At 74.4% G+C, this 23,868-nt stretch carries 26 protein-coding genes; 10 read left to right on the forward strand and 16 right to left on the reverse strand.

Annotated features, from left to right (window positions below):
- From BCF33_RS04510 to BCF33_RS04525, 4 genes are all read right to left on the reverse strand, one after another.
- Entirely contained in the window at window positions 1-468 is a 468-nt protein-coding gene (locus BCF33_RS04510; protein WP_106159690.1) for a DUF1203 domain-containing protein, read from the reverse strand.
- 84 nt (window positions 469-552) lie between these two features.
- Window positions 553-2,679, reverse strand: coding sequence for an OmpA family protein (locus tag BCF33_RS04515; RefSeq protein WP_106159691.1), 2,127 nt, complete (start codon window positions 2,677-2,679; stop codon window positions 553-555).
- Window positions 2,680-2,755: 76 nt separating this feature from the next.
- Complete coding sequence (locus BCF33_RS04520; protein ID WP_106159692.1) at window positions 2,756-3,997, reverse strand: vWA domain-containing protein; 1,242 nt, start codon at window positions 3,995-3,997, stop codon at window positions 2,756-2,758.
- A gap of 39 nt (window positions 3,998-4,036) precedes the next feature.
- On the reverse strand, window positions 4,037-4,921 hold the full coding sequence (locus BCF33_RS04525; RefSeq protein ID WP_106159693.1) for an AAA family ATPase: 885 nt from the start codon (window positions 4,919-4,921) through the stop codon (window positions 4,037-4,039).
- A gap of 110 nt (window positions 4,922-5,031) precedes the next feature.
- Here BCF33_RS04525 and BCF33_RS04530 point away from each other — a divergent pair, with 110 nt between their 5' ends.
- Window positions 5,032-6,240 carry an acyl-CoA dehydrogenase gene (locus BCF33_RS04530; protein ID WP_106160214.1) on the forward strand — a complete coding sequence of 403 codons (1,209 nt, stop codon included), beginning with the start codon at window positions 5,032-5,034 and terminating at the stop codon, window positions 6,238-6,240.
- Between the two features lie 14 nt (window positions 6,241-6,254).
- Here BCF33_RS04530 and BCF33_RS04535 read toward each other — a convergent pair whose 3' ends face one another.
- The gene (locus BCF33_RS04535) at window positions 6,255-6,674 is read right to left on the reverse strand and encodes a PPC domain-containing DNA-binding protein (RefSeq protein ID WP_106159694.1); all 420 of its coding nucleotides are present in this window, start codon (window positions 6,672-6,674) and stop codon (window positions 6,255-6,257) included.
- Window positions 6,675-6,965: 291 nt separating this feature from the next.
- On the opposite strand from BCF33_RS04535, the gene BCF33_RS04540 reads away from it, so the two are divergent.
- From BCF33_RS04540 to BCF33_RS04570, 7 genes are all read left to right on the forward strand, one after another.
- The gene (locus BCF33_RS04540; RefSeq protein ID WP_106159695.1) at window positions 6,966-7,586 is read left to right on the forward strand and encodes a LysE family translocator; all 621 of its coding nucleotides are present in this window, start codon (window positions 6,966-6,968) and stop codon (window positions 7,584-7,586) included.
- A gap of 139 nt (window positions 7,587-7,725) precedes the next feature.
- Entirely contained in the window at window positions 7,726-8,859 is a 1,134-nt protein-coding gene (locus BCF33_RS04545) for a glycosyltransferase family 61 protein (RefSeq protein ID WP_106159696.1), read from the forward strand.
- Window positions 8,856-9,878 (forward strand): glycosyltransferase family 2 protein, encoded by a 1,023-nt coding sequence (locus BCF33_RS04550; RefSeq protein WP_106159697.1) that lies wholly within the window; start codon window positions 8,856-8,858, stop codon window positions 9,876-9,878. The genes BCF33_RS04545 and BCF33_RS04550 overlap by 4 nt, the downstream gene beginning before the upstream one ends.
- Window positions 9,875-12,142, forward strand: a complete 2,268-nt coding sequence (locus BCF33_RS14435) for a glycosyltransferase family 2 protein (protein WP_281260000.1) — start codon at window positions 9,875-9,877, stop codon at window positions 12,140-12,142. Before BCF33_RS04550 ends, BCF33_RS14435 begins: the two co-directional genes overlap by 4 nt.
- 2 nt (window positions 12,143-12,144) lie before the next feature.
- Window positions 12,145-12,834, forward strand: coding sequence for an FkbM family methyltransferase (locus BCF33_RS04560; RefSeq protein WP_170073274.1), 690 nt, complete (start codon window positions 12,145-12,147; stop codon window positions 12,832-12,834).
- On the forward strand, window positions 12,831-13,865 hold the full coding sequence (locus tag BCF33_RS04565; protein ID WP_245883721.1) for a glycosyltransferase family 2 protein: 1,035 nt from the start codon (window positions 12,831-12,833) through the stop codon (window positions 13,863-13,865). Before BCF33_RS04560 ends, BCF33_RS04565 begins: the two co-directional genes overlap by 4 nt.
- A gap of 143 nt (window positions 13,866-14,008) precedes the next feature.
- Window positions 14,009-14,917, forward strand: coding sequence for a phosphoadenosine phosphosulfate reductase (locus BCF33_RS04570; protein ID WP_106159700.1), 909 nt, complete (start codon window positions 14,009-14,011; stop codon window positions 14,915-14,917).
- On the opposite strand, the gene ureG is transcribed toward BCF33_RS04570, so the two are convergent.
- The 11 genes from ureG to BCF33_RS04625 all read right to left on the reverse strand — a co-directional run bounded on the left by ureG (window position 14,904) and on the right by BCF33_RS04625 (window position 22,050).
- Complete coding sequence (ureG, locus tag BCF33_RS04575) at window positions 14,904-15,515, reverse strand: urease accessory protein UreG (protein WP_106159701.1); 612 nt, start codon at window positions 15,513-15,515, stop codon at window positions 14,904-14,906. The two genes, BCF33_RS04570 and ureG, sit on opposite strands and share 14 nt — an antisense overlap.
- A 37-nt stretch (window positions 15,516-15,552) precedes the next feature.
- Entirely contained in the window at window positions 15,553-16,185 is a 633-nt protein-coding gene (locus BCF33_RS04580; protein ID WP_106159702.1) for an urease accessory protein UreF, read from the reverse strand.
- Window positions 16,178-16,645 carry an urease accessory protein UreE gene (locus tag BCF33_RS04585; RefSeq protein ID WP_106159703.1) on the reverse strand — a complete coding sequence of 156 codons (468 nt, stop codon included), beginning with the start codon at window positions 16,643-16,645 and terminating at the stop codon, window positions 16,178-16,180. Before BCF33_RS04585 ends, BCF33_RS04580 begins: the two co-directional genes overlap by 8 nt.
- A 7-nt stretch (window positions 16,646-16,652) precedes the next feature.
- Complete coding sequence (gene ureC / locus BCF33_RS04590; protein WP_106159704.1) at window positions 16,653-18,359, reverse strand: urease subunit alpha; 1,707 nt, start codon at window positions 18,357-18,359, stop codon at window positions 16,653-16,655.
- 142 nt (window positions 18,360-18,501) lie between these two features.
- Window positions 18,502-19,314, reverse strand: a complete 813-nt coding sequence (locus tag BCF33_RS04595) for a cyclase family protein (protein ID WP_106159705.1) — start codon at window positions 19,312-19,314, stop codon at window positions 18,502-18,504.
- Window positions 19,315-19,357: 43 nt separating this feature from the next.
- Entirely contained in the window at window positions 19,358-19,663 is a 306-nt protein-coding gene (locus tag BCF33_RS04600; protein ID WP_106159706.1) for an antifreeze protein, read from the reverse strand.
- A gap of 69 nt (window positions 19,664-19,732) precedes the next feature.
- Complete coding sequence (locus BCF33_RS04605) at window positions 19,733-20,125, reverse strand: lysozyme inhibitor LprI family protein (RefSeq protein ID WP_106159707.1); 393 nt, start codon at window positions 20,123-20,125, stop codon at window positions 19,733-19,735.
- On the reverse strand, window positions 20,122-20,418 hold the full coding sequence (locus tag BCF33_RS04610; protein ID WP_106159708.1) for an urease subunit beta: 297 nt from the start codon (window positions 20,416-20,418) through the stop codon (window positions 20,122-20,124). The genes BCF33_RS04605 and BCF33_RS04610 overlap by 4 nt, the downstream gene beginning before the upstream one ends.
- Window positions 20,415-20,924, reverse strand: coding sequence for an HD domain-containing protein (locus BCF33_RS04615; protein WP_106160216.1), 510 nt, complete (start codon window positions 20,922-20,924; stop codon window positions 20,415-20,417). Before BCF33_RS04615 ends, BCF33_RS04610 begins: the two co-directional genes overlap by 4 nt.
- 8 nt (window positions 20,925-20,932) lie before the next feature.
- Complete coding sequence (locus BCF33_RS04620) at window positions 20,933-21,247, reverse strand: urease subunit gamma (RefSeq protein ID WP_106159709.1); 315 nt, start codon at window positions 21,245-21,247, stop codon at window positions 20,933-20,935.
- Window positions 21,244-22,050 carry an urease accessory protein UreD gene (locus BCF33_RS04625; protein WP_106159710.1) on the reverse strand — a complete coding sequence of 269 codons (807 nt, stop codon included), beginning with the start codon at window positions 22,048-22,050 and terminating at the stop codon, window positions 21,244-21,246. The genes BCF33_RS04620 and BCF33_RS04625 overlap by 4 nt, the downstream gene beginning before the upstream one ends.
- 70 nt (window positions 22,051-22,120) lie before the next feature.
- Between BCF33_RS04625 and pyrC the strand changes: the two genes are divergently transcribed.
- Window positions 22,121-23,161, forward strand: coding sequence for a dihydroorotase (gene pyrC / locus BCF33_RS04630; RefSeq protein WP_106159711.1), 1,041 nt, complete (start codon window positions 22,121-22,123; stop codon window positions 23,159-23,161).
- Entirely contained in the window at window positions 23,158-23,832 is a 675-nt protein-coding gene (locus BCF33_RS04635) for an orotate phosphoribosyltransferase (protein ID WP_106159712.1), read from the forward strand. The genes pyrC and BCF33_RS04635 overlap by 4 nt, the downstream gene beginning before the upstream one ends.
- The last annotated feature ends 36 nt before the right edge of the window (window positions 23,833-23,868 follow it).

The following is a 23,868-nucleotide window of genomic DNA, read 5'->3' on the forward strand; positions in this document are numbered from 1 at the left end:
CTAGGCCCGGACGGCGCGGGTCAGCCAACAGTTGTTCCGCGCCGAGCGGACGTCGACCCAGGCCAGCCGGTCGCCGGCCAGCAGGTCCGCGGCGTAGCCGGCGACGTCCCCGTGCGCGGTGATCCGGCCGGTCCCGTAGGCGATGCGGCCCTCCGCGGTGTAGCCCTTCAGGAGGTAGTCTGGCGATTCCGCCAGGATCGGGGGCGGCCCCTCGCCCGAGAAGGGGGCGCACGCGTCGGCGTGGAGGAAGGCGGGGCCGGTCTCGGCATAGGGATGGAGGGTCTCGAAGGGGCGGATCGCGAAAATCAGCATCGGCGCGCCCTCGGAGATGTTCCGCAGGCAGTGTCGACACGGGTTTCCGGGGCCATCGGACACGGCGCGCTCGGGCGGCTGTCCGTTCGCGTCGGGGCCGCCGGCCCGCAGGGCGGCGGCGGTCTCGGACGGTATGGAGAGGAAGCGGATCGGCATGGGGCCCTCCCAAACGTGGAACGGGCCGGGGATGGCATTCCCCGGCCCGCCTGCTCGACCCGTTTCCTGCGGGTTCGGTCGGTCCTAGGCGCCCTGCAGCAGCGGCGTGATTCGGCGCACGCTGGCGCGGCGGTTCGCCCGCTCGGCCTCGAGGGTCGGCACCAGGAGATTCGACTCGCCATAGCCCTGCACGACCATGTTCTCGGGTGGGACGCCGAAATACTCGGTCAGCGCGCGGGCGACCGATTCCGCGCGGCGGTCCGACAGGGCGAGGTTCAGCGCCGCGCCGCCGGTCGCGTCGGTGTGCCCCTCGATCAGGAACACCTCGCTCGGGTTGCGGGCGATGGCGGCGGCCATCTCGTTGCCGATGTCTGCGAGGTCGCGCGCCTCCTCGGAGGTGATCGCCGCGCTGCCCAGGGCGAAGTTCACGTCGCTGAGGTCGATCGTCGGCACGAGGTTCCGCACGGCCCGGACGTTCCGCACCTGCTGCAGCGTGAAGCGGCGGTCGGACAGGCCCGCCTCGGCCTCCAGCGCGCGGCGCAGGGCGGCGGCCTCGTCCTCGGCCAGGTCGGCGCGGGTATTGGCGGCGGCCTCCGCGGCGCGCAGGCGCTCGATCTCCGTCAGGGTCAGCGCGGGGGCGTCGACCGTGTCGTCGAAGAGGACCACCTCCGTCCCGTCGGCAAGGATGCGCGTGCGGCGCAGGACCTGGCCCGTGGCCGAGCGGATCGTCACCACCTGGCTGCCGTCCTCGCGCGTGGCGACCGTGCGGGTGGAGCCGTCGGCGTATTCCTGGGTCGAGATGCGGGTGCCCGGCTGGCGGATCACCGCGTCGTCGTCCTTCAGCACGACGAGCTCGCCGTCCTGCAGGAGGACCACCCGATCGCCGGTGTTCTCGACGACCTGGGCGGTGCCGGCGTCGTTCCCGATACCCTGCACGATCGAGCCGACCGCCACCGCCCCGAGCCCGAGGAGGAGCGCGCGCTCGAAGTTCGAGAACCGGTCCTCGTCAGCGCCCTCGTCAGCGCTCGCGCTGGTGGTGGCGAACTCCTGGTCGGAGGTCTGGACGTCCTCGGGGGTCAGCACGACCTCCTCGCTGGCGACGACATCGGCGTCCCCGGGATCGGCCGCGGCCACCTCCGCGGGGGCGGCGTTCGCGATCTCGGCGGAGACCTCGTTGTCCTGCTGCGAGACGTCCGCGACGTCGGCGACGTCCGTCACCTCGCCGACCTCGCCCGCGGGCGTCAGCGCGGTCTCGATCTGCTCCTCCAGGGCGGCGGCCTCCTCCTCGGACGGGACCTCGAGGTCGCCGGCGACCTCCTCGTCCGCGGCGGGGACCTCCTCCTGCGCGTCGGCATCGAGCGCGGCCGCCAGGTCGTCTTCGGAGACCATCTCGCCCGGGGTCTCGGCGGTCTCCGTCTCGGCGTCCCCGTCCTCCACGGTCGAGACTTCGGCGGGGGTGTCGGCCTCGATGTCCGTCACCGCGTCGGCGGCCTCCTCCTCGGGGGCGGCGTCCCCGGGGGCGTCCATGGCCATGTCCGCCTCAGGCGCGGCCTCCTCGGCCAGCGGCTCCTCGGTCATGGGCTCCTCGAGGATCTCGGCCACGTCGTCGTTCGCCGGCTCGGCGACATCCTCGACGAGCGTCTCCTCCTCCAGCGTGGCATCGCCCGGAACGGCCTCGACCTCGTCGAGGTCTCCGATCTCCTCGCCGTCGACCTCCACGTCGACGTCGCCGCTCTCCAGCCCGGCCGCGTCGTCCAGGGCTTCGGCCAGCTCGTCCTCGGATATCGCTTCCTCGGCGGCCTCGTCGGCGATCTCCGCCGTCGTCTCGTCCTCCGCCGACATCTCGGCCTCGGGCTCGGCCTCAGGGGCCTCGGCGGTGATCTCCTCGGGTTCGACCATGTCGGCCTCGGACTGATCGGCCTCCGCCTGGTCGGTCTCGGGGGGCCCGGCGGGCTCCTCCATGCCCTCGACCTCGGCGCGCACGTCCTCGATCGGACGCACGAGCCCGTCCGCGTCGACGAGGAACTCGCAGCCCTCGGGCAGCGCGGTGTCCGCGGGAAGCTGGACGCCGGTCATGGGCGCGATCTGCTCGGCCACGATCAGGCAGTCCTCCGGGGAGGTCGCGGCCTCCTGCGCGAAGGCGCCGTGCGGCGCGGCGAGGGAGAGGGCGGCCATCATGGCCGTGCTGCTCGAGAGGGTCCTGCGGGTCATGGTCTGCCTTCCATGTGGTGCTGCACGTCGCGGGAGAAGCGTCCGCGCCCGGGGGCAGGTTCCCGTTCCGGTTCCGTCATCGAAGGACCGGGCCGGGCCGGGCCGGCGGAACCCCGCCGTCATGGGATGACAGTGCAGCGCCCAGCGCGGCTAGCGAGGCGACCGAATGCCCGGGCACCAGCCGGTCCACATGGGGCAGCATCGCCCGGATCCCGGCGGCCCTCGGCGCGAACCCGTCCCAGCGCAGCAAGGGGTTGATCCAGACCACCCGCCGGGCGGTGAGCGCCAGCCGCTCCATCTCCGCGGCGAGGCGGCCGGGCTCGCCCCGCTCCAGCCCGTCCGTCACCAGGAGGACGGCCGCGCCCCGCCCCAGCACCCGCCGGCCCCAGCGGCGGTTGAAGTCGCCCAGGCACTCGCCGATGCGGGTCCCCCCCTCCCAGTCCTGCGCCTCGGCCCCCGCGGCCGCGAGGGCGGCGTCCACGTCGCGCCGTCGCAGGTGGCGCGTGACGTTCGTCAGGCGGGTGCCGAAGGTGAAGGCGTGGACGTGGTTCCAGGTCGGCCCGGGCTGCGCCGCGACCGCATGGAGGAAATGCAGCACCATCCGGGAGTAGGAGGACATGCTACCCGAGATGTCGCAGAGCGCCACGAGGTCGGGCCAGCGCGTCGCCGGCCGCTTGCGCCGCAGGGTGGCGAGCCCCCCGGTCCGGGCCATCGCGCGCAGGGTGGCGCGGGGGTCGGGACGGCCCCGATGGGCCGCGCGGTCCCGGCGGGAGGGCAGCGGCGCGACCGGCAGGCGCAGGCGGGCGATCATGCGCCGGGCCTCCGCGATCTCGGCCGCGTTCATCTGCTCGAAGTCGAGGCTGCGCAGGCGCTCCTCGCCCGAGGCGGTCGCGGCCGCCTGGACCTCGATCTCCTCGCCCTCCTCCTCGGCGATGTCGGGGATCACCCGATCCACGCCGTCCAGCAGCCCCTCGGCGGCGCGCCTCTCGGCGGGCCGGGCCTCGCGCTCCTCGGCGACGCCGCGGATGGCGGGGATCATGTAGCCCATCATGTGCTCGAGATAGCGGGGGTCGCGCCAATAGAGGCGGAAGACCTGCGCGAAGACGGCGCGATCCTCCGGCCGGCGGACGAGGACGGCGTGGAGCATCCAGAAGAAGTCCGAGCGGTCGGTGAAGCCGCCCGCCGCCACCGCCCGGGCAGCATCGGCCACCTGCCCCGGTCCGACCCGCATCCCCGCGGCGCGCAGGGCGCGGGCGAAATGGCCGATGTTCTCGGCCAAGCGGGGGCGGTCGGGGAGGTCGAGGGGAATATGCTCCATGACCCTCTCTCCGTAGGTCCGAATATCTCCGCCGGAGGCTTACGCCGCCAGCCCCCGCCGCACCTCCTCCAGCAGCCGCTTCGCCTCCGATCCTTCGATCTTCTGGATGTCGTCCTGGTATTTCAGGATCGCGCCCAGGGTGTCGGCGATGACCTCGGGGGTGAGGGCGATGACGTCGAGGGCCAGGAGGCACTTGGCCCAGTCGATGCTCTCGGCGACGCCGGGCTTCTTGAAGAGGTCCTCGGCCCGCAGGGCCTGCACGAAGGCGACCACCTCGCGCGACAGGGCCTCGGCCGCCTCGGGGGCGCGGGCGTGGAGGATCGCCATCTCGCGCGCGGCGTCGGGGTAGTCGACCCAGGCGTAGAGGCAGCGGCGCTTGAGGGCGTCGTGCACCTCTCGCGTGCGGTTGGAGGTGAGGATGACGATGGGCGGCTCGGGGGCCTCGATCCGGCCCAGCTCGGGGATGGTGACGGCGAAGTCCGACAGGGCTTCGAGGAGGAACGCCTCGAAGGGGGCGTCCGTGCGGTCCAGCTCGTCGATCAGGAGGACGGGGGGGCCGCCCGCGTGGGGCCGCATGGCCTGGAGGAGCGGGCGCTCAATCAGGAAGCGCGGGTCGAACGGGTCGACCGGCGCGCCCCCCGCCTCGGCGGCGCGGATGGCGACCATCTGGGCGGCGAAGTTCCATTCGTAGACGGCCTCGGCGGCGCCCAGGCCCTCGTAGCACTGGAGCCGGATCAGGTCACGGCCCAAGGCGGCGGCCAGCGCCTTCGCGATCTCCGTCTTGCCGGTCCCGGGCTCGCCCTCGAGGAAGAGGGGCTTGCCGAGGCGCAGCGCGAGGAACACGGCCGTGGCCAGCGGGCGCGGGCAGACATAGCCCTGGCCTTGAAGCGTCTCGACGACGGACTCGATGCTCTCGGGCTTCATGGCGCCACCGTGGCCGGGCGCATCGCCCGCGTCAAACCGCGACCGTGGCGGCGCGGGGCCGCAGGTGGTATCGAAGCCGGAGAGGAGGCCCGCCCATGAAGGACAACCTGATGACCCCCGCCGACACCCCGCCCGGCTTCGGCCCGGCGCTGGGGCGCTTCGACTGGGCCGATCCCTTCCGGCTGGAGGACCAGCTCTCGGAGGAGGAGCGGATGCTGCGGGACGCCGCGCGCGAGTTCGCGCAGGCCGAGCTGGCGCCCCGTGTGGCGCAGGCCGCGCGCGACGAGGTCGCGGACCCGGAGGTCTTCCGCCTGATGGGCGGCGCGGGCCTTCTCGGCGTGACCGTCCCGGAGGAGTTCGGCGGCCTCGGCGCGGGTTACGTGACCTATGGCCTCGTCGCGCGCGAGGTCGAGCGGGTCGACTCGGGCTACCGCTCGATGATGTCGGTCCAGTCCAGCCTGGTGATGTATCCGGTCCATGCCTACGGCTCGGAGGAGCAGAAGGCGCGGTGGTTGCCGCCCCTCGCCTCGGGCGAGGCGATCGGCTGCTTCGGCCTGACCGAGCCGGACGCGGGATCCGACCCGGGGGGGATGAAGACCGTCGCGCAGGCCGTTGACGGCGGATACAGAATCACCGGCACGAAGATGTGGATCAGCAACGCGCCGATCGCGGATCTGTTCGTGGTCTGGGCCAAGCTCGACGGGGTGATCCGGGGCTTCCTGCTGGAGAAGGGGATGCCGGGGCTCTCGGCGCCCAAGATCGGCGGCAAGCTGTCCTTGCGCGCCTCCGTCACGGGCGAGATCGTGATGGAGGGGGTCGAGGTTCCCGCAGAGGCGATGCTTCCGCACGTTTCAGGTCTCAAGGGCCCGTTCGGCTGCCTGAACCGGGCGCGCTACGGCATCTCGTGGGGGGTGATGGGCGCGGCCGAGGCGTGCTGGCACGCAGCGCGGGAATACGGCCTCGACCGCAAGCAGTTCGGCCGGCCCCTGGCGCAGACGCAGCTGTTCCAGCGCAAGCTGGCCGACATGCAGACGGAGGTGGCGCTGGGGCTTCAGGGTAGCCTGCGGCTGGGGCGGATGCTGGAGGACGGGACCGCCAGCCCGGAGCTGATCTCGCTGATGAAGCGCAACAACTGCGGCAAGGCGCTGGACGCGGCACGGCTGGCGCGGGACATGCACGGGGGCAACGGAATCTCGGAGGAGTTCAAGGTGATGCGGCACATGCTGAACCTGGAGACCGTGAACACCTACGAGGGCACGCACGACGTCCACGCCCTGATTCTGGGACGCGCGCAGACGGGGCTTCAGGCGTTCTTCTGAGCCGCGGCCGGCGCTTACTCGAAGGCGAGCTCCCGGAGGCCGGTCCCGGGGTCCTCGGGGCGGGTGAAGCGAACGCCGCCGGCCAAGGCGATCACCACCTCGGCCGTGGTCCGCACCACCGAGCCGTCGAGGAGGTGGCCGCCCGTCATGCGGCCGTCCGCGTTGGCGACGGCGAGGTGTAGATGCGGGCCGTCCGCCGAGAAGGTGCCCGAAAGGGTCATGATCTCGAGGTCGCCGATGATGTCGCGCGGCTCGGTCAGGCCGGCGGGGCGCAGGCGGGCATGGACGAGCGAGCCGACGGCGGCGGCGAGGAACCCCCCCTCCTCCGGCTGTGCGTCGAAGGCCTCCTGCAGGGATTCGCGCAGGGGCGCGCCCTCGGGCAGGCGCAGGGCTAGGAAGCGGGTCGCGGCGGCGGGCCAGGATAGGGTGTCCATCCGCGAGGGTTAGCCCCTGGGGCCCCGCAAGGGGAAGGATGGGCCCGAGAGGACTGGCGGGAGGCCGCGCATGGTGCTAGCCTGCCCCGGCGAGTGCCGGACGCGGACGCGGCGGCGGGCCGGGGCTGCGCCCGGGCCAAGCCGGAGGATAGGATGTCCCAATCATGGAAGCGGCTTGATCCGACATGCCCCTCGTCATCCTGATCGCCCTGCCGCTCTTCGAGCCGGCGAACCACCTGACCTCGCTGATGGCGGTGCTGCCCGTGATGGCCTCGGCGGGGGTTTTCTGAGGTGCCGCTGGAGACCTGGCTGACGCTGCTGGCGGCGACGGTGGTGGTCTTCGCCATACCGGGGCCGACCGTGCTGATGGTGGTGACGCTGGCGGCCGCGCGGGGGCGGCGGGTGGCGCTGGCGGCGGCGACGGGCGTGGCGCTGGGGGACTTCGTCGCGGCGCTGGCGGTGATGGCGGGGCTCGGCGCCCTCGTGCTGGCGTCGGCCACGGCTTTCACGGTGCTCAAATGGCTGGGGGCGGCCTGGCTGATATGGCTCGGGATCAGGATGTTGCGGGCCGAAGCCGATCCCGCCGGCGCGGCGGAGCCAGCCCCGGGCGAGGGCTGGGCCGTCCTGCGGGGCACCTTCGCCGTGACCGCGCTGAACCCCAAGTCCATCGGGTTCCTCGTCGCCTTCGTGCCGCAGTTCGTCGACCCCGCCCGCCCCGCGCTGCCGCAGCTCGCCGCCGTGGTGGGGACCATGGCCGCGGTGGGGTTCGCGAACTCGGGCACCTATGCGCTGCTGGCGGCCTGGGCCGGGGGGCGGCTGCGGCGGCCTTCCGTCCGGCGGGCGATGACGCGGGCGGGTGGCGCCGTCCTGATCGGCATGGGGTTGCTGACGGCCACCGCGCGGCGCGCGTGACGCAACGGCCCCCGCGCCTTGCGGGCAACGGGCGCGGAGGGGCGCGGGCGCGCCGGTTCAGGCCCGGCGCACGGTGCGTTAACACACCCGAAACACCCGTGGGCGATGATGCCCCCATGACGCCGGAAGCCCGCATATCGTGACCGCGACCGAACGCCCCCTCGCGCTCGACCCCGAGCCGCCGGGCCTGCCCGATCCCTCGGGCGGCTGGTCGGTCGCCCTGCGCGAGGTCGAGGGCGCCGTGGTCCTGCCGCCGGAGGAATCCGCCCTCTCGCAGCCCTGCGGGGTGCGGGACGCGCAAGGGGCCTGGGTGCCGGAATCGGCGATGTACCGGAGCGGGCGGGTCACGAACTCGGCCCCGCCGGCGGCGGAGGCTGCCGAAACGCTGGAGGGGCGGCACCTCTATGCGGGGCAGTTCTGGGTGCATTTCGGGCATTTCCTCTGCGAGTCGACCGCCCGCCTCTGGCCGGATCCCTCCGACTTGGACGGGATCGTGTTCGTGCCGAAGCGGCCCGCGCGGAACGTCGAGCCGCTGGGATGGCAGCGCGACTTCCTCGCCGCGGCGGGGCTGGGCCACCTGCCCGTCCGCATCCTGAAGGCGCCCACGCGGGTCGAGCGGCTGGTCGTGCCGGGCCAGGGCTTCGGGCTGGGGCCGATCGCGCGGGGGACCGCGCCCATGCACGATTTCGCGCGGCGGCTCGCGGGGCGCGTGCGGCCGGCGGAGCGGTCGGGGCCGCTCTACCTCTCGCGCACGGGCCTCGGGGGGCGCGAGGGGGGCGCGCTGCTGGAGGACGTCTTGGAGGAGAACCTCGCCGCCTCGGGCTACGAGATCTACCACCCGCAGGAGCACCCCCTCGCCGAGCAGCTCGCGCGGTACCGCACGGCCGAAAGGGTCGTCGGCCTCGACGGGAGCGCGCTGCACCTCTACGGGTTCGCCGCGCCCGAGGGGGCGAGGGTCGGGATCGTGCTGCGCCGCTCCTCCCGCGCGTGGGAGAACATCGGGCGGCAGCTGGAGGGGTTCGGCGGCATCGATCCGGTCGCGATCGACGCGGTGGAGAGCGAATGGGCCCCCGAGAGCGCGGGGTTCGGCGACCGGCAGAGCTGGGGGCACCTGAGCTTCGAGCGGCTGCGCGAGGGGCTGGTCGCGGGCGGGCTGATCGAGGAGGGGGCGCCCTGGCGGGTGCCGTCCTTCCGCGAGGGCAAGCGCGCCGCGATGGCCGTGGGACGCGCGCGGGGCGAGCCGATGAAGCGCCGCAAGAGGCGCCCGGAATGACCTTCGCCGCCGCCGTGACCTGCGTGAAGAACGAGGGGCCGTTCCTTCTGGAGTGGATCGCGTGGAACCGGTGCCTCGGGATCGAGGGGCACCTCTTCTACTCGAACGACTGCGACGACGGGACGGACGCCTTGCTGGACGCGCTGGCGGGGCACGGGATCGTGGTGCACCTGCCGAACCCGGCGGAGGGGCGCAACTACCAGATGGAGGCGCTGAAGGCGGCGGCGCACCATCCGCTGGTGCTGGGGGCCGAGTGGGTCTGGATCGCCGACGTGGACGAGTTCCTGAACGTCCATGCCGGGGACGGGACGCTCGCCGACCTCGTGGCGACCTGCGGGGACCCCCAGGCGATCAGCCTGACGTTCCAGTTCATGGCCTCGGGCGGGGTCGAGCGGTTCGAGGACCGGCCGGTGATCGGGCAGTTCACCCGGACGCACGATCCCGACTGCTGGAACGGCGAGACGGCGATCGAGGTCAAGACGCTGGTGCGGGCGGACTTTCCCTTGAAGTACTTCGGCGCGCACAGGCCCTTCGCGAAGGACCGGCGGTTGCGGAGCGACCCGCCCCGCTGGACGGACGGGTCCGGGCGCGAGGTGCCGGATCGGTTCCTGGCGGCGGCGAACAGGCGGCGCATCCGCAAGTTCCCCGCCAAGGGCGCGCGCCGCTTCGCCACGCTGAACCATTATGCGCTGCGGTCCCTCGGGTCGTACCTCGTGAAGAACGACCGTGGCGACGTGAACCGCGAGAACCGGGCCTTCGACGATCGCTACTGGCGCGAGCGGAACGACGACGCCTGGGAGGACCGGTCCATCCTGCGCTGGCTGCCCCGGCTGGAAGCGGAGGTGGCGCGGCTGAAGGCGCTGGACGGGATCGCGGCGCTGCACGACGCCGCCGTCGCCGCGCACCGCGCGAAGGAGGAGCGGCTGCTGCGGGAGTGGCCGGACCTGGCCGCCCGGCTGAGGGCGGCGCCGACGATCCCCCCCGCGGAGCTGGCGCTGATCGAGGAAGTCGGGCTGTGAGGGAGGTCGTCCTTCACGTCGGCCTGCCGGGCACCCATCCGGGACGCGTGCAGGAGGCGCTGGCCCAGGCGCGGGGCCGGATGGCGCGGGGGGGCGCGGTGTTCCCGCTGGCGCCGGGGCGGCGGAACCACGTCCGGCTGTGGCTGGCCTCGACCTCGCCGGGGGCGCCGGACGCGCTGCGCGCGGCGCGCGGCTTGGCCGATCCGGCCGCGCAGGAGGCGCTGCGCCTGAAGCTCGCCGAGGAGCTGGCGCGGGAGTGCGCGGAGGCCGGCCGCGTGGTGCTGAGCTGCCCCGAGCTGGCGTGGCTGGTGGATCCGGAGGAGCGGGAGCGGCTGGCCGCCCTGGTCCGTCCGCTGGGGCGGGTGACGGTCCTGGCGCATGTCGCGCCCGTGGGCGCCATGCTGGCGCGCGTGACCGAGGATCAGGCGCGGCAGGGCCGGCTGGCGCCCCTCGGGGCGGAGGTGGCGCTGGCCGGGCACGCGCGGGATCGCTGGTGGGACGCCGCCTGGGCGGCCTTGCCGCCACGCGACGCGGGCGCCGGCCTCTTCCCGGAGCTGGAGGGGCCCGCGCCCTGGCTGGACGTCGCCGGGCTGCGCCGCGCCTGGGAGGAGACGTTCGGGAAAGGGTCCGTGCGGCTGCGGCCCTTCGACATGGGGCGCTGGCAGAACGCCATGCCGGACGTGCTGGGGGAGGATTTCGGGTTGGGGCACGTGCCGGCGCGGGCGCCGGACTGGGCGCCGCCGGCCCCCGCCTCGGCCCGGAGCGTGGCCCGCTGGATCGAGGTCAACGGCGCGCTGGCGAAGTGGTGCGCCGCGAAGGGCGCGCCCCCGCCGCAGCCGCGCACCCGCGCCGCGATCCTGGACGACGCGGCCGTGGACGGCCCGCCCTTGGACCCCGCGGCGTTCGGCGCGGTCGCGGAGGCGGCCGGAGGGGGGACGGGCCCGTCCGGGGCGCCGGGCGCGCGCGCGTTCGAGGCGCCGGAGACGGGCCTCGGCTTTCGCGCTTCGGCCCGCCTCCTCGCGGCGCGGGCGCGGCTGGAGGCGGACGCGAGGGCGCAGGGCGGGACGGGAGACGAGGCGACCCGCATCGAGCTGACCCCGGGGGGCGCGCGGCTGCTGCCAGCGCTGGCCAGGCGGGAGCTGCCGGGGCTGCTGGCGGGACGGTTCGCGCCGCATGACGACCTCGCCCCCCGAGGCGAGGGGGATGTCCCGCCCCCCTACCCCGCCGCGGCGCGGGGCGGCGACGGGCGGCCCTTCGTCATCGTCGGCTGCATGAAGAACGAGGCGCCCTACGTCGTCGAATGGGTGGCCCATCACCGCGCGGCGGGCTTCGACGGGTTCTTGATCTACACCAATGGCTGCACGGATGGCACGGACGCGATCCTGGACCGGCTGCAGGCCATGGGCGTGGTCGAGCACCGGTCCAACGACGACTGGCGCGGCAACTCGCCCCAGCAATACGCGCTGAACCGCGCGATGAGGGAGCCGGCGATCCGGGACGCCGAGTGGATCGCGCATCTCGACGTGGACGAGTTCGTGAACGTCCGGGGCGGAGACGGCACGATCCAGTGGTTCCTCGGCCAGTGCCCGGAGGAGACGACCAACGTCGCGATGACCTGGCGCCTCTTCGGGCACGGGGGCGTGCGTAGGCTGTCGGGTCGCCCCGTGATCGAGGAGTTCGAGTGGGCGGCGCCTAAGTACCTGCCCAAGCCCCATACGGCGTGGGGCTTCAAGACGATGACGCGCAACCTCGGCCTCTACGGGAAGCTGTCCTGCCACCGGCCGAACAAGCCCGTCGCCCCGGGCCGGGCGGTCTGGGTGAACGGCGCGGGAAAGCGGATGCCCGAACGCTATGCGGAGCGCGGATGGCGGAGCGACCTGCAGTCGATCGGATACGATCTGCTGCAACTGAACCATTACGCCCTGCGCTCGGCGGAAAGCTTCCTGGTAAAGCGTCAGAGGGGGCGGGCGCTGCACGTGGACCGGTCGATCGGGCTGAACTACTGGGTGCGGATGGACTGGTCGGACGTGCGCGACCGGACGATCCAGGCCAGCCTGCCGCGCATGAAGGCCGGGATGGCCGAGCTGCTGGCCGACCCGGATCTGGCGCGCCTGCACGCCGCCGGGCTGGACTGGCACCGCGAGAAGGCCGAGGAGCTGAAGGGCATCCCCGAGTTCCGCGAGCTGTGGGACCGCGCGCTGGAGATCGATGTCGCCCCGGCGGAGCGGGTGGCATGGGCCCTCGCCCTCGACATGGAGAGCTGAACTTGGACGATCCCGCCCCCTACGTCGAATGCCGCGGCGTGCGCTTCCCCCGCGAGGACGGGCTGCCCGACGGGGAGACGCTGCGCGCGCTGCGCCGCGGGACCTACGAGCGCAAGGAGGCCGACGCGGCGCACCGGCTGCTGCGCCGGCCCGACCGGGTGCTGGAGATCGGGGCAGGCATCGGCTTCATGTCCACCTTCGCCGCGAAGGTCTGCCGGGTCGAGGCGGCCCATTGCTACGAGGCGAACCCGGCGCTGATCCCCTATATCCGCCGCGTCCACGAGGCGAACGGGGTCGAGGGGCGGGCGACGGCGCACAACGCCCTGCTCGCGCCCGATGGCGAGGCGGCCGGCGGCGCCAGGTTCTACATCCGCGAGGCGTTCGTCGCCTCGTCCATGGACCCGGGCCCGCCGGGGATCGTCCGCGAGGAGACCGTGCCCCTGAAGGGGATGTCGGAGGCCTTCGCCGAGGCGGAGCCGACCGCGCTGATCTGCGACATCGAGGGGGCGGAGGCGGACCTGGTGCCGCGGATGCCGCTGGAGGGGCTGCGGCTGGCCATCCTGGAGCTGCACCCGCAATGGATCGGCAAGGACGGCGTCGCGGCGGTGTTCGACGCGATGCACAGGGCGGGGCTGGTGTTCTTCCCCAAGGCCAGCAACGGCAAGGTCGCCGCGTTCAAGCGCCGGTGGTGAGCGGGCCGCGCATCGCCGCGGTCCTCACGGTTCGGGACGAGGGCGCGCGGCTGGTGGACTGGCTTGCCCATGCGCGGGCGGCGGGGGTGACGGACGTCCTGGCCTTCTCGAACGACTGCGGGGACGGGACGGACCGCATGCTGGAGGCGCTGGCACCCGCCGGGGTGGTCCACGTGCCGAACCCCGGGCCGCACGGCAACAAGGGGCCGCAGTTCGCCGCGCTGAAGGCGGCCGCGCGGCATCCGCTGGTGCGGGCGGCGGAGTGGGTGCTGCCCATGGACGTGGACGAGTTCCCCGTGGTCCGCGTCGGCGGCGGCAGGCTGCCCGACCTGATCGGGGCGCTGCCCGAGGCGGGGGGGATCGCGCTGGGATGGAAGATCTTCGGCTCGGGCGGGGCGAAGGCGCTGACGGAGGGGCCGGTGCCGGACCTCTTCGTGCGGGCCGCGCCGCGGATCGCGGCCTGGCCCTGGAAGGCGGCGATGTTCAAGGGGCTCGTGCGGCGGGACGGGACGTGGAACCGCCTCGGGGTCCATCGCCCGCGCGGGGGGCGCGGCGGGATGGTCTGGTTCGACACCTCCGGTCGGCGGATGCCGGACGGGTGGGACCGCCTGTTCCTGCCCTTCGGGCGCGACAACCATCGGCTGGCGCAGCTGAACCACTATCCGCTGGGCTCGGCCGCGGACTACGTCCTGAAGGCGGCGCGCGGGCGGGCCGCGCATCCCGGGGACGCCCTGGGCATGGACTACTGGGCGGAGCGGGACTTCGACGCGGAGGAGGACCGCTCGGCGGAGGCGCTCGGCCCCGCGCGGCGCGAGGAAGCGGCGCGCCTGATGGCCCTGCCGGGGGTCGCGGCGCTGCACGAGGCGGCGCTGGATTGGCGGCGGCGGCGGCTGAGGGCGCTGCTGGAGGAGGAGCGTTTCCGCGCGTTGATGGGCCGTCTGCTGATGGCGCGCCCGATCCGCGCGCTGCGGCCGGAGGAGGCCGCGCCCCTTCTCGCCGCGGCGAGAAGGGCGGTGGACGCGGGTCGCTGACCGCGCCGGGGCGGCCGCCCGGATCCGGGAGGGGCGGAAACCCGCGACCACCGGCCGCGTTGGAGCACCGGGCCCGCGATCCGGCCGCTGGCGGCCACGCCCCGGCAGGCGAGGGTTCGGACGGCGCCCGGAAAGGTTCGAGGATGCCGAACGAGCTTGGCAGGGGGTCGAAGGCCCTGGCCGCCTGGAAGGAGCGGCACGCGCCGGACGGGGCGGCGGTGCGGTCCGGCGGCGGGATCCACGTGGTGGACGTGCCCGGCGGGCGGCGGGCGGGAACGCTGCTGGTGCACTTCGCGGCGCTCGACCGGGCGGAGGCGGAGAAGGACCTGCCCGGCGATCCGGCGGCCGTGGCGGCGCGGGCCGGCTGGACGGGCCTGCACGTCCTCTCCGAGGGGCGGTCCTGGTTCCGCGAGCCCTTCGTCACGGGTCTCTTCGACGGGCGGAACGAGGGCGAGTGGTTCGACGGGTTCGAGCAGATCGTCTTCCACGGCACCGGGCCCGCCGGCTACGCGGCCGCCGCCTACAGCCTCGCCGCGCCGGGCGCGCGGGTCGTGGCGATCGCCCCGGTCGCGACGCTGGACCCCCGCGTCGCGCCCTGGGACCGCCGCACGCCGGAGGGTCGGCGCCTCGACTGGTGGGGGCCCTATGCCTATGCGCCGGACATGGCGCGGGGCGCCGGTGCGGCTTTCGTCCTCTTCGATCCGCAGGTCGACGAGGACGCGATGCACGCGGCGCTGTTCCTCGGGGCCGGGGCGACGGCGCTGCGGATGCGGGGGGCCGGGCCCGCGCCGGAGGTCGTGCTGCGGCAGGGCGGGGGCATGGGCCGCCTCCTGGGAAGCGCGGCGCTGGGCGACCTCGACCCGGAGAGCTTCGCCGAGATCTGGCGCGACGCGCGGCGGAGCTCGCCCCTCTACCTGATGCGGCTGGCGGACCGGCTGCACGCGGCACGGCGGCCGGCCCTCCTGTCGGCGGTCCTGCGGCACGGGGCCGGCGCGGTCCCCTATCGCCGCTTCGCGCGCCTCGCCCGCCTGGCAGGCGTCACGAAGGGCTAGGAAGGCCGCCTACCTCGCGCAGGAGGGCGGCGACCTCCGACGCGCCGCGGCCGGCGCGCAGCTCGGCCAGGACCCAGGGACGGCCCGCGCGCGCGGCGTCGAGATCGGCGCGGTAGCGCCCGAGGTCTACGCCGCAATGGGGCGCGAGGTCGGCCTTGTTCGCCACCAGCACGTCCGAGCGGGTCATCCCGAGACCCCGCTTTCGGGGGATGTCGCCCCCTGCGGCCACGTCGATCACGTAGACGGTCACGTCGGCCAGCTCGGGCGTGAAGGTCGCCGCAAGGTTGTCGCCCCCGCTCTCGATCAGGACGACGTCGAGATCGGGGTAGGCGCCGTTCAGCTCGGCCACGGCGGCGAGGTTGACGCTGGCGTCCTCGCGGATGGCGGTGTGGGGGCAGCCGCCCGTCTCGACCCCGCGGATGCGGTCGGCCGGAAGGGCCTGGGCGCGGACCAGCGCCTCGGCGTCCTCGCGGGTGTAGATGTCGTTCGTGACGACCGCGACGGAGAGGTCGGCGAGCTCGCGGCAGAGGGCGGCCGTCAAGGTGGTCTTGCCGGCCCCGACGGGCCCGCCGATGCCGACGCGCAGGGGGCCGTTCATGGACGGAGGCCCTTCGTCGCAGAGGTCTTCCTAGGGATCACGTGCGGAACATCCGTGGCTGGAGCGTCTCGTGCCGCATGGCGGCGACCTCGCCGGCGAAGGCCGCGGTGGTCAGCGCCTCGGGCGGCGTGGCGGCGGCCGCCTCGGCGGTCCGCAGGACGAGGGGGCGCAGGGCGGCGAGGTGGGCCTGCGCCTCGGTCTGGGGGAGGGGCAGGAGGCGCTGCGCCGCCGAAAGGACCATCGACGCGAAGGCCTGGACTTGGCTGGCCGCCACGGTGGCGGGCGGCAGCCCCAGCGGGCGCGCGGCGAGGCCGAGGACGACCGGCACCGGGCCGTCCGGCACGGCCGTTCCGGCGGCGCGCAGGGCGGCGGCCATCGCGGCGCCCTGCCCCGCCGTCTCGCGCCAGCGCCCTTCCGAACCGGCGAGCGCGGCGGCGAGGGCCGTCATCTCGCCGGGGTCGCGCCCCCCGAGGACCGCGGCGAGGATGGTGGCGTCCTGCCGGCCCGCGCCGTGCGCGATCACGTCCGAGAGCCAGCGCCCGATGTCCTCGCGCCCGACCTCGCCCGCCGCGTGCGCGGCCTCCAGCCCGTGGGAATGGGCGAAGGCCCCGGTCGGGAAGGCCGGGGAGAGCCATTGCTGGAGGGAGAGGAGCGCCTCAGCCTTAGCCATGGGGGTGCGCCTGGGGATGGTCGTGGTCGTGCGGCAGGGTCCGGCCCATCCCGTAGGCGCCGCCCTCGGGCTCGAACGGGCCCTCGACCTCCTCCAGCCGCGCGCCGAGGCGGCGGAGCATGTCCGCGAGCACGGGGTCCCGGCGCAGCACGAGGCGGTCCGGCTCGATCCGGCAGGGGGTGTGCCGATTGCCCACGTGCCAGGCCAGTCGCGCGAGGTCGGGCGCGCGGGCGACCATCAGCGCCTCGGGCGCGGCCTCGACGGCGACATGACGGCCGTCCTCGAGCGCGAAACGGTCCCCCGGCGAGAGGCTGACCGTTTCCGGCAGGTCGGCGACGAACGCGAGGCCCCCGCGTCCGGCGAGGCGCCGGCGGCGCAGCATCCGGCCCTCGTAGTCGAGGGACACGGCGTCGTCCGAGGGGCCGGGAGGGGCGATGGCGGGGGCGCGGGGAAGGGTCATGGGCAGCTCAGAAGAGGTAGTAGCGCTGGGCGAGCGGCAGCTCGGTCGCCGGCTCGCAGGTGAGGAGGGCGCCGTCGGCCCGGACCTCGTAGGTCTCGGGGTCGACCTCGATATGCGGGGCGGCGTCGTTCAGGACCATGTCCGCCTTGCCCACGGCGCGGGTGCCCTCGATGGGCGCCGTGGCGCGGTTCAGGCCGATCCGCTCGCGCAGGCCCCCATCGTGCGCCTCGGCCGAGACGAAGGCGACGGCGGAATGCTCGACCGCGCGGCCCATGGCGCCGAACATCGGACGCGAGTGGACCGGCTGGGGCGTGGGGATCGAGGCGTTGGGGTCGCCCATCTGCGCCACCGCGATCATGCCGCCCAGCAGCACCATGTCGGGCTTGGCGCCGAAGAAGGCGGGCGACCAGAGGACGAGGTCGGCGCGCTTGCCGACCTCGACGCTGCCGATCTCGGCCGAGAGGCCGTGGGCGATGGCGGGGTTGATCGTGTACTTGGCGACGTAGCGCCGGGCGCGGAGGTTGTCGGCCTCGCCGTCGCCGTCCAGCGCCCCGCGCTGGACCTTCATCTTGTGCGCCGTCTGCCAGGTGCGGGTCACCACCTCGCCCACCCGGCCCATGGCCTGGGAATCGCTGGCGATGATCGAGAAGGCGCCGAGGTCGTGGAGGATGTCCTCGGCGGCGATCGTCTCCTTGCGGATGCGGGATTCGGCGAAGGCGACGTCCTCGGGGATCTGCCTGCTCAGGTGATGGCACACCATGAGCATGTCGAGATGCTCCTCCAGGGTGTTGGCCGTGTAGGGCCGGGTCGGGTTGGTGGAGGAGGGGATGACGTTGGGCAGGCCGGCGACCTTGATGATGTCGGGTGCGTGCCCGCCCCCGGCCCCTTCGGTGTGGAAGGCGTGGATGCCGCGCCCCGCGATGGCGTCCACGGTGGATTCGACGAAGCCGGATTCGTTCAGCGTGTCGGTGTGGATCATCACCTGGACGCCGGTCGCGTCGGCGACCCGCAGGCAGGTGTCGATGGCCGAAGGGGTGGTGCCCCAGTCCTCGTGCAGCTTGAGGGCGCAGGCCCCGGCCTCGACCATCTCGCGCAGGGGCGCCTCGGCGGAGGCGTTGCCCTTGCCGGCGACGGCGACGTTCATCGGCACGCCGTCCATCGCCTGCAGCATCCGGGCGATGTGCCAGGGGCCGGGGGTGCAGGTGGTCGCCAGGGTGCCGTGCGCGGGCCCCGTGCCGCCGCCGAGCATGGTGGTGATCCCCGAATGCAGCGCGTCGTCGATCTGCTGGGGGCAGATCCAATGGATGTGCGCGTCGAAGCCGCCGGGGGTCAGGATGCGCCCCTCGCCGGCGATGATCTCGGTCCCGGGGCCGATGGGGATGTCGACGCCGGGCTGCACGTCCGGGTTTCCGGCCTTGCCGACCGCCATGATGCGCCCGTCCCGGATCGCCACGTCGCCCTTCACGACGCCCTGATGGTCCAGGATCACCGCGTTGGTGATCACCGTGTCCGGCGTGCCGTCCGCCCGCGCGAGCTGCCCCTGCCCCATACCGTCGCGGATCACCTTGCCGCCGCCGAACACGACCTCCTCCCCGTAGGTGGTCAGGTCCCGCTCGACCTCGATCCAGAGGGCGGTGTCCCCCAGACGCACCCGGTCGCCCGTGGTGGGGCCGTACATGTCGGCGTAGCGGGCGCGGGGGATGGCGGTCGGCATGGGGTCCGGTGGGCGGCGCGGGCGTTCGGTGCCCGCCCCCGTCCTAGGCCCGGCTGCGTCCGCCCGGCCATCCTTGGCCGCCCGAGATGGGGCACGGACCGTCCGCGATGCCCGTTTTCCGGGCAGATCGCGGGCGGGACGCCTAGGTCAGCGCGATGACCCGGGCGGGGCCGCCGGTGCCGCCCTCGTGCTTGGGGGCGCCGACGACGAGGGTGGCGCCGGTGGCGGGCACCCGGTCGAGGCCCGCGAGGCATTCGATCCCGTAGCGGCCCGCCGGCAGCCAGAGGTAGTGGGTGGCGAAATCGGTCGACGGCCCGTGGTCGAGCGAGAGGGTGTCGACCGCCAGCGCCGCCGCGCCCGTCTCCAGCAGCATGGCGGCGGCGTCGGGGTGGAATCCGGGGAAGTGCATCACCCCTTCGGCGTCGGCGTTGCGGAAGCCGTCCGCGGGCGCCTTCTCAGCCCAGCCTGAGAACATCGCCACGCAGGCCCCGTCCGGGATGGGGCCGTTGGCGTCCGTCCAGGCGGCGACGTCGTCGGGGGTGACCTGGGCGTCGGGATCATCGGCCGCGCGGGCGGCGATGTCGATCACGCAGAGCGGGCAGACGAGGCTCTCGACCGGAATCTGGTCCACGGACGCCCCGTCCGCCGAGAAGTGCAGCGGGGCGTCGATATGGGTGCCCGTATGCTCGTTGATGGTCAGCTCGAGAAGGTTGAAGCCGTCCGTCTCGAAGGACGCGCCCCGCTCGGCCGCGAAGCCGGGGGTGCCGAAATAGGTCGGGAAGGCGGCGGACAGGGTGTGCGTCATGTCGACGGGCGTTCCCGCCGCCGCCTGGGCCCGCGCCGGGCGGGCGCCGGCCAGCGGCAGGGCCGCCGCCGCGGCGGCGCCAGCGCCCAGCATGGCGCGCCGGGAGAGCATCCGTTCCTTCACGCCTTCGATCACGCAATGGTCGCACATGGGCGGTCCTCCTCTGCCGGGGCCCCGTCCATCCGGGGCCCTTCTATCCGATGCGGGGGCCGCGCCGCCCGAGACGCCGGGCGTTCGCGCGGGCGGTGCGGCGCAGCGGGCGGGTCCAGGCGTCGAGCACCTGATCGGGCCGCTTGCCCGCCATCGCGGCGGCGCCGGCGGCCTGCGCGGCCTCGGCGAAGGCGGGCGCCTTCTCGTCCATCATGCGCCGGTTCTCCGTCGGAAGGACGGACCATGCGCCCATCATCCCGGCCGTCCGCATCGCCATTACCATCTGCGCCTCGAGAGCCAGCATCCCGAGGCCGAGCCCGGCCCGCGTCCAATCGCCCGGCATGGTCATCGCGCGTCTCCTCGCTGCGGCGCGGCATCGCACCTGGGTGGCAACGATCCGGCCCCCCCGCGGGGTCCGTCACGAAAGCTCCTCCGCGTAGAGGCACAGGTCGCCGGTGCGGGCCTCGGTCAGCCGCCGCATGCATTCGAGGAGGACAAGGCCGGCGCCCGTGCCGCCGCGGGACGGGCCCGCCTCGGCCTCGCAGGCGGCGTCGCGATAGGCGACCCAGGCGCGCTGCGCCCCGCGCACGAGGTCCCCGTTCGGGACCGGGCCCGGGACGGCCGCCGCGAAGTCCGCGTCACGGGCCGCGGCGAGGGCGGCGACGTAGGCCCCGTCCAGCTCGGCTTCGGCGGCCCGCAGGGCGCGTTCCTCGCAGATGGCCCGCTGGGTCGTGGCGCCGGGGCTCGCGCAGTCCACCCCCTGCGCGGCGGCCGGCAGCGAGGCGAGCGCGAGGAAGGCCGCGGCCCTCATGCGCCCTCGCCCCGGAAGCCCGTGACGCGGCCCGAGCCGCCGAAGGGGATCAGGGCGACCGTGCGGGTCTGGCCCGGCTCGAACCGGACGGCGGTGCCGGCGGGGATGTCCAGGCGCCGGCCGCGCGCGGCCGCGCGGTCGAAGGAAAGGGCCGGGTTGGCTTCCGCGAAGTGGTAGTGGGAGCCGACCTGGACGGGCCGGTCGCCGGTGTTCGCGACCTCCAGCGTCGCGGCCTCGCGCCCCTCGTTCAGGACGACGTCGCCCGGGGCGGCGCGGACCTCGCCGGGGATCATGCCGCCCCCCCCGCGACGGCCCGCGCCTGCGCCAGGGCTTCGTCGAACCGCTCCTCCAGCGCGGGGTCGACGCCGCGCAGCCCCTCGCCCACCGCGGCGCCCCATTCGACGTAGGCGGCGCCGCGCGCGCCGTCGCCGCCATGGCGGACGACCTCGAGGAGGTTGGCGGTCTTGTCGGCCAGCTTCAGCCGCTTGGCGGCGTCCGACAGGCGGGGCGCATGCTCGACCTGGCGGGCCCGGCGCCGATCCTCCGAGAGGCCGGAGGGGTCCGTCACCTCCGCCACGATCCCGGCGATGGCGGGGCCGAACCGCTCCTCCACGTCGCGCAGGGTGGCGTCCGTGTCCTCGACCACGTCGTGGAGGATCGCGGCGGCGACCAGCGCCTCGTCCGCCCCGGCCGCGGCGACGCGCCGCGCCACCTCGATCACGTGGTTGACGTAGGGATCGCCCGAGAGCGGGGCGCGCTGGCCCGCGTGCCGGCGGGCGGCGAAGAGGGCGGCGTCCATCGCCACCCTCACCCGCCGCCCCCGCGTATGGGGTGATGGACCGTCACCAGCTTCGTGCCGTCGGGGAAGGTCGCCTCGACCTGGACGTCGTGGATCATGGCGGGGACGCCTTCCATGCACCGATCGGCGGTGACGACATGGGCGCCCGCCTCCATGAGGTCGGCGACGGAGCGGCCGTCGCGGGCGCCCTCGACGACGAACTCGGTGATGAGGGCGATCGCCTCGGGGTGGTTCAGCTTCACGCCCCGTTCCATCCGGGCCCGGGCCACCTGCGCCGCCATGGCGACGAGGAGCTTGTCCTTCTCGCGCGGGGAAAGGTTCATCCCGCCTCCCTCTGCCATACGAGGGGGAGCGGCCCCCCCAGCCGTTCGGCCGCCTGCGCCATCGCGCGCCGCACCTCGGCCGCCGGGCCGAGGGCGCGGGCGACGCACCGCCCGTCCCCGCCCGCGACCGCCCAGCCCGAGACGGCGAGGCCGGGCACGTGCGCCCGAAGCCCTTCTGCGGCATCCTCCGCGCCGGGGGCCACGAAGGCAAGCGTGGCGAGCGCGCGGCACCCGCCGGTCAGCGCCGATGCGCGCCGGTCGAGCAGGTCGCCTGTCAGGCGCAGCGGCTCGAGGAGGACGGGGCGGCCCGCGCGGCGTACCTCGCGCCGGTCGAGCAGGTCGAGGGCGCGCACGCTCTCGCCCATGGCCTCACGACCGAGGACGAGCATCTCGAGCAGGAGGAGCGAGGCGCCGGGCGCCAGCTCGGCCACGGTGGAGCGGTGGAGGGCGGCGCGGTCGTAGAGGATCGTCTCCTGCGGGAGCCAGCGGAGCGCGGCGCCCGGCCCGGCGACGAGGTCGACGCGCACCTCAGCGGGGCCGTGCGGCGCGGCGTAGGCCCGCTCGGCCGCCTGGGTGGTGCCGGCGGCGCGGCCCGCCCGGAGGTCGAGCGCGTAGCGGAGGCGGTCGCCGGAGGTCAGGCCGCCGGAGGTGTTGAGGAACACGGCCTCGGCCGCGCCGTGGGTGCGGGGCAGGATGGCCTTGCCGCAGCCCGACTGCCGCAGGCCGATCACCCCGCCCGCGCCCAGCACCACGGCGGCCTCGCCTCGGGCGCGCTGAAGGGGGGCGAGGGGCCGCATCTCCATCCCGGCACCCTGCCCCGCCGGCCGCGGCACGGCTAGCCCCCGCGCCCCGGGCGCGCTAGGCGGCGACGCGATGGACAGCCTTCGGATTCGCCGGCCCGACGACATGCACCTGCACCTGCGGGACGGGGCCATGCTGCGCGCGGTGCTGCCGGCCACGGCCCGGGTGTTCGGGCGGGCGCTGGTGATGCCGAACCTCGTGCCGCCCGTCGCCCTGCCGCGCGAGGCGGCCGAGTACCGCGACCGCATCTACGCCGCCCTAGGTCCCGGAACTGGGTTCAGGCCCCTGATGACGCTCTACCTGACAGAGGAGACGCGGCCCGCGGACCTCCAGGCCGCGCACGAGGCCCGGCTGGTGACGGCGGTAAAGCTCTACCCCGCGGGGGCGACGACGAACTCGGCCTCGGGCGTGCGGGACATGGACCGCGTGCGCCCGGCGCTGGAGACGATGGCGAGGGTCGGGCTGCCGCTGTGCGTCCACGGCGAGGTGACGGACCCCGACGTGGACATCTTCGACCGCGAGGCCCGGTTCATCGAGGAGGTGCTGGACCCCCTGCGCCGCGCGGTGCCGGGGCTGCGCGTGGTGATGGAGCACGTGACCACGAAGGACGCGGTCGACTACGTGTCCGGGCAGCGGGACATGGGCGCGACCGTCACGCCCCAGCACCTGATGCTGGACCGGAACGCGATGCTCGTCGGCGGGGTGCGGCCGCACTACTACTGCCTGCCGATCCTCAAGCGCCGCGAGCATCGCGAGGCGCTGCGCGCCTTCGCGGCCTCGGGCGACCCGCGCCTCTTCCTCGGCACGGACAGCGCGCCGCATCCCACGGGCGCCAAGGAGGCGGCCTGCGGCTGCGCGGGATGCTTCTCGGCCCCCGTCGCGCTGGGATGCTACGCGCAGGTCTTCGACGAGATGGGGGCCCTGGGGCATCTGGAGGCCTTCGCGTCCGAGAACGGCGCGGCGTTCTACCGCCTGCCGCCGAACGAGGGCACCGTGCTGCTGGAGCGCACGGAGGCGGCACGCATCCCCCCGCCGCTGGAGGTGGACGGCGACACGGTGACGGTGTTCGACCCGGGCCGCGCGCCCGGCTGGCAGGTCAAGGAGACGGCATGATCCCCACGAGCTTCCCCCCGCGCGAGGAGATGGCCACCCGCGCCGCCGCGGCCCTGCTGGAGACCCGCTCGGTCCATTTCCGCCCGGAGGAGCCCTACACCCTGGCCTCGGGGCTGCCCTCGCCGGTCTACATCGACTGCCGCCGGCTGATCGGCTTTCCGCGGGTGCGGTCCATGCTGATGGACCACCTCGCCATGACCGTGATGCGGGACGCGGGCGCCGAGGCGTTCGACGTCGTCGCGGGGGGCGAGACCGCGGGCATCCCCTTCGCCGCCCTCGTGGCCGAGCGGCTGGCCCTGCCGATGGCCTACGTGCGCAAGAAGCCCAAGGGCTACGGCCGCAACGCGCGGATCGAGGGGCCGATGGCCGAGGGGCAGCGGGTGCTGCTGATCGAGGACCTGACCACGGACGGCGGATCGAAGCTGAGCTTCGTCGACGCGATCCGCGAGACGGGGGCGACCTGCGCGCACACGGCGGTCGTCTTCTCCTACGGGATCTTCCCGGAGACGGAGGGGGTGCTGGGCGGGCACGGCGTGACGCTGCATTCGCTGTGCACCTGGTGGGACGTGCTGGGGGCTGCCGCGCGGTCGGGGGCGTTCGAGGCGTCGACCCTCGTGGCGGTCGAGGGGTTCCTGCACGATCCGCGCGCCTGGCAGGCGGCGCGGGGCTAGGGGCCGCCCGTCCGGCGTGTCCCCGAAAGGGATATT

Source organism: Hasllibacter halocynthiae, from assembly GCF_003003095.1.
GTDB lineage: Bacteria > Pseudomonadota > Alphaproteobacteria > Rhodobacterales > Rhodobacteraceae > Hasllibacter > Hasllibacter halocynthiae.

Bases quoted from the DNA above. Each gene is read 5' to 3' on its own strand.
- BCF33_RS04510 (WP_106159690.1), bottom strand. From the start codon at position 468: ATGCCGATCCGCTTCCTCTCCATACCGTCCGAGACCGCCGCCGCCCTG.
- BCF33_RS04515 (WP_106159691.1), bottom strand. From the start codon at position 2,679: ATGACCCGCAGGACCCTCTCGAGCAGCACGGCCATGATGGCCGCCCTC.
- BCF33_RS04520 (WP_106159692.1), bottom strand. From the start codon at position 3,997: ATGGAGCATATTCCCCTCGACCTCCCCGACCGCCCCCGCTTGGCCGAG.
- BCF33_RS04525 (WP_106159693.1), bottom strand. From the start codon at position 4,921: ATGAAGCCCGAGAGCATCGAGTCCGTCGTCGAGACGCTTCAAGGCCAG.
- BCF33_RS04530 (WP_106160214.1), top strand. From the start codon at position 5,032: ATGACCCCCGCCGACACCCCGCCCGGCTTCGGCCCGGCGCTGGGGCGC.
- BCF33_RS04535 (WP_106159694.1), bottom strand. From the start codon at position 6,674: ATGGACACCCTATCCTGGCCCGCCGCCGCGACCCGCTTCCTAGCCCTG.
- BCF33_RS04550 (WP_106159697.1), top strand. From the start codon at position 8,856: ATGACCTTCGCCGCCGCCGTGACCTGCGTGAAGAACGAGGGGCCGTTC.
- BCF33_RS04570 (WP_106159700.1), top strand. From the start codon at position 14,009: ATGCCGAACGAGCTTGGCAGGGGGTCGAAGGCCCTGGCCGCCTGGAAG.
- ureG (WP_106159701.1), bottom strand. From the start codon at position 15,515: ATGAACGGCCCCCTGCGCGTCGGCATCGGCGGGCCCGTCGGGGCCGGC.
- BCF33_RS04580 (WP_106159702.1), bottom strand. From the start codon at position 16,185: ATGGCTAAGGCTGAGGCGCTCCTCTCCCTCCAGCAATGGCTCTCCCCG.
- BCF33_RS04585 (WP_106159703.1), bottom strand. From the start codon at position 16,645: ATGACCCTTCCCCGCGCCCCCGCCATCGCCCCTCCCGGCCCCTCGGAC.
- ureC (WP_106159704.1), bottom strand. From the start codon at position 18,359: ATGCCGACCGCCATCCCCCGCGCCCGCTACGCCGACATGTACGGCCCC.
- BCF33_RS04595 (WP_106159705.1), bottom strand. From the start codon at position 19,314: ATGTGCGACCATTGCGTGATCGAAGGCGTGAAGGAACGGATGCTCTCC.
- BCF33_RS04600 (WP_106159706.1), bottom strand. From the start codon at position 19,663: ATGACCATGCCGGGCGATTGGACGCGGGCCGGGCTCGGCCTCGGGATG.
- BCF33_RS04605 (WP_106159707.1), bottom strand. From the start codon at position 20,125: ATGAGGGCCGCGGCCTTCCTCGCGCTCGCCTCGCTGCCGGCCGCCGCG.
- BCF33_RS04610 (WP_106159708.1), bottom strand. From the start codon at position 20,418: ATGATCCCCGGCGAGGTCCGCGCCGCCCCGGGCGACGTCGTCCTGAAC.
- BCF33_RS04615 (WP_106160216.1), bottom strand. From the start codon at position 20,924: ATGGACGCCGCCCTCTTCGCCGCCCGCCGGCACGCGGGCCAGCGCGCC.
- BCF33_RS04620 (WP_106159709.1), bottom strand. From the start codon at position 21,247: ATGAACCTTTCCCCGCGCGAGAAGGACAAGCTCCTCGTCGCCATGGCG.
- BCF33_RS04625 (WP_106159710.1), bottom strand. From the start codon at position 22,050: ATGGAGATGCGGCCCCTCGCCCCCCTTCAGCGCGCCCGAGGCGAGGCC.
- pyrC (WP_106159711.1), top strand. From the start codon at position 22,121: ATGGACAGCCTTCGGATTCGCCGGCCCGACGACATGCACCTGCACCTG.
- BCF33_RS04635 (WP_106159712.1), top strand. From the start codon at position 23,158: ATGATCCCCACGAGCTTCCCCCCGCGCGAGGAGATGGCCACCCGCGCC.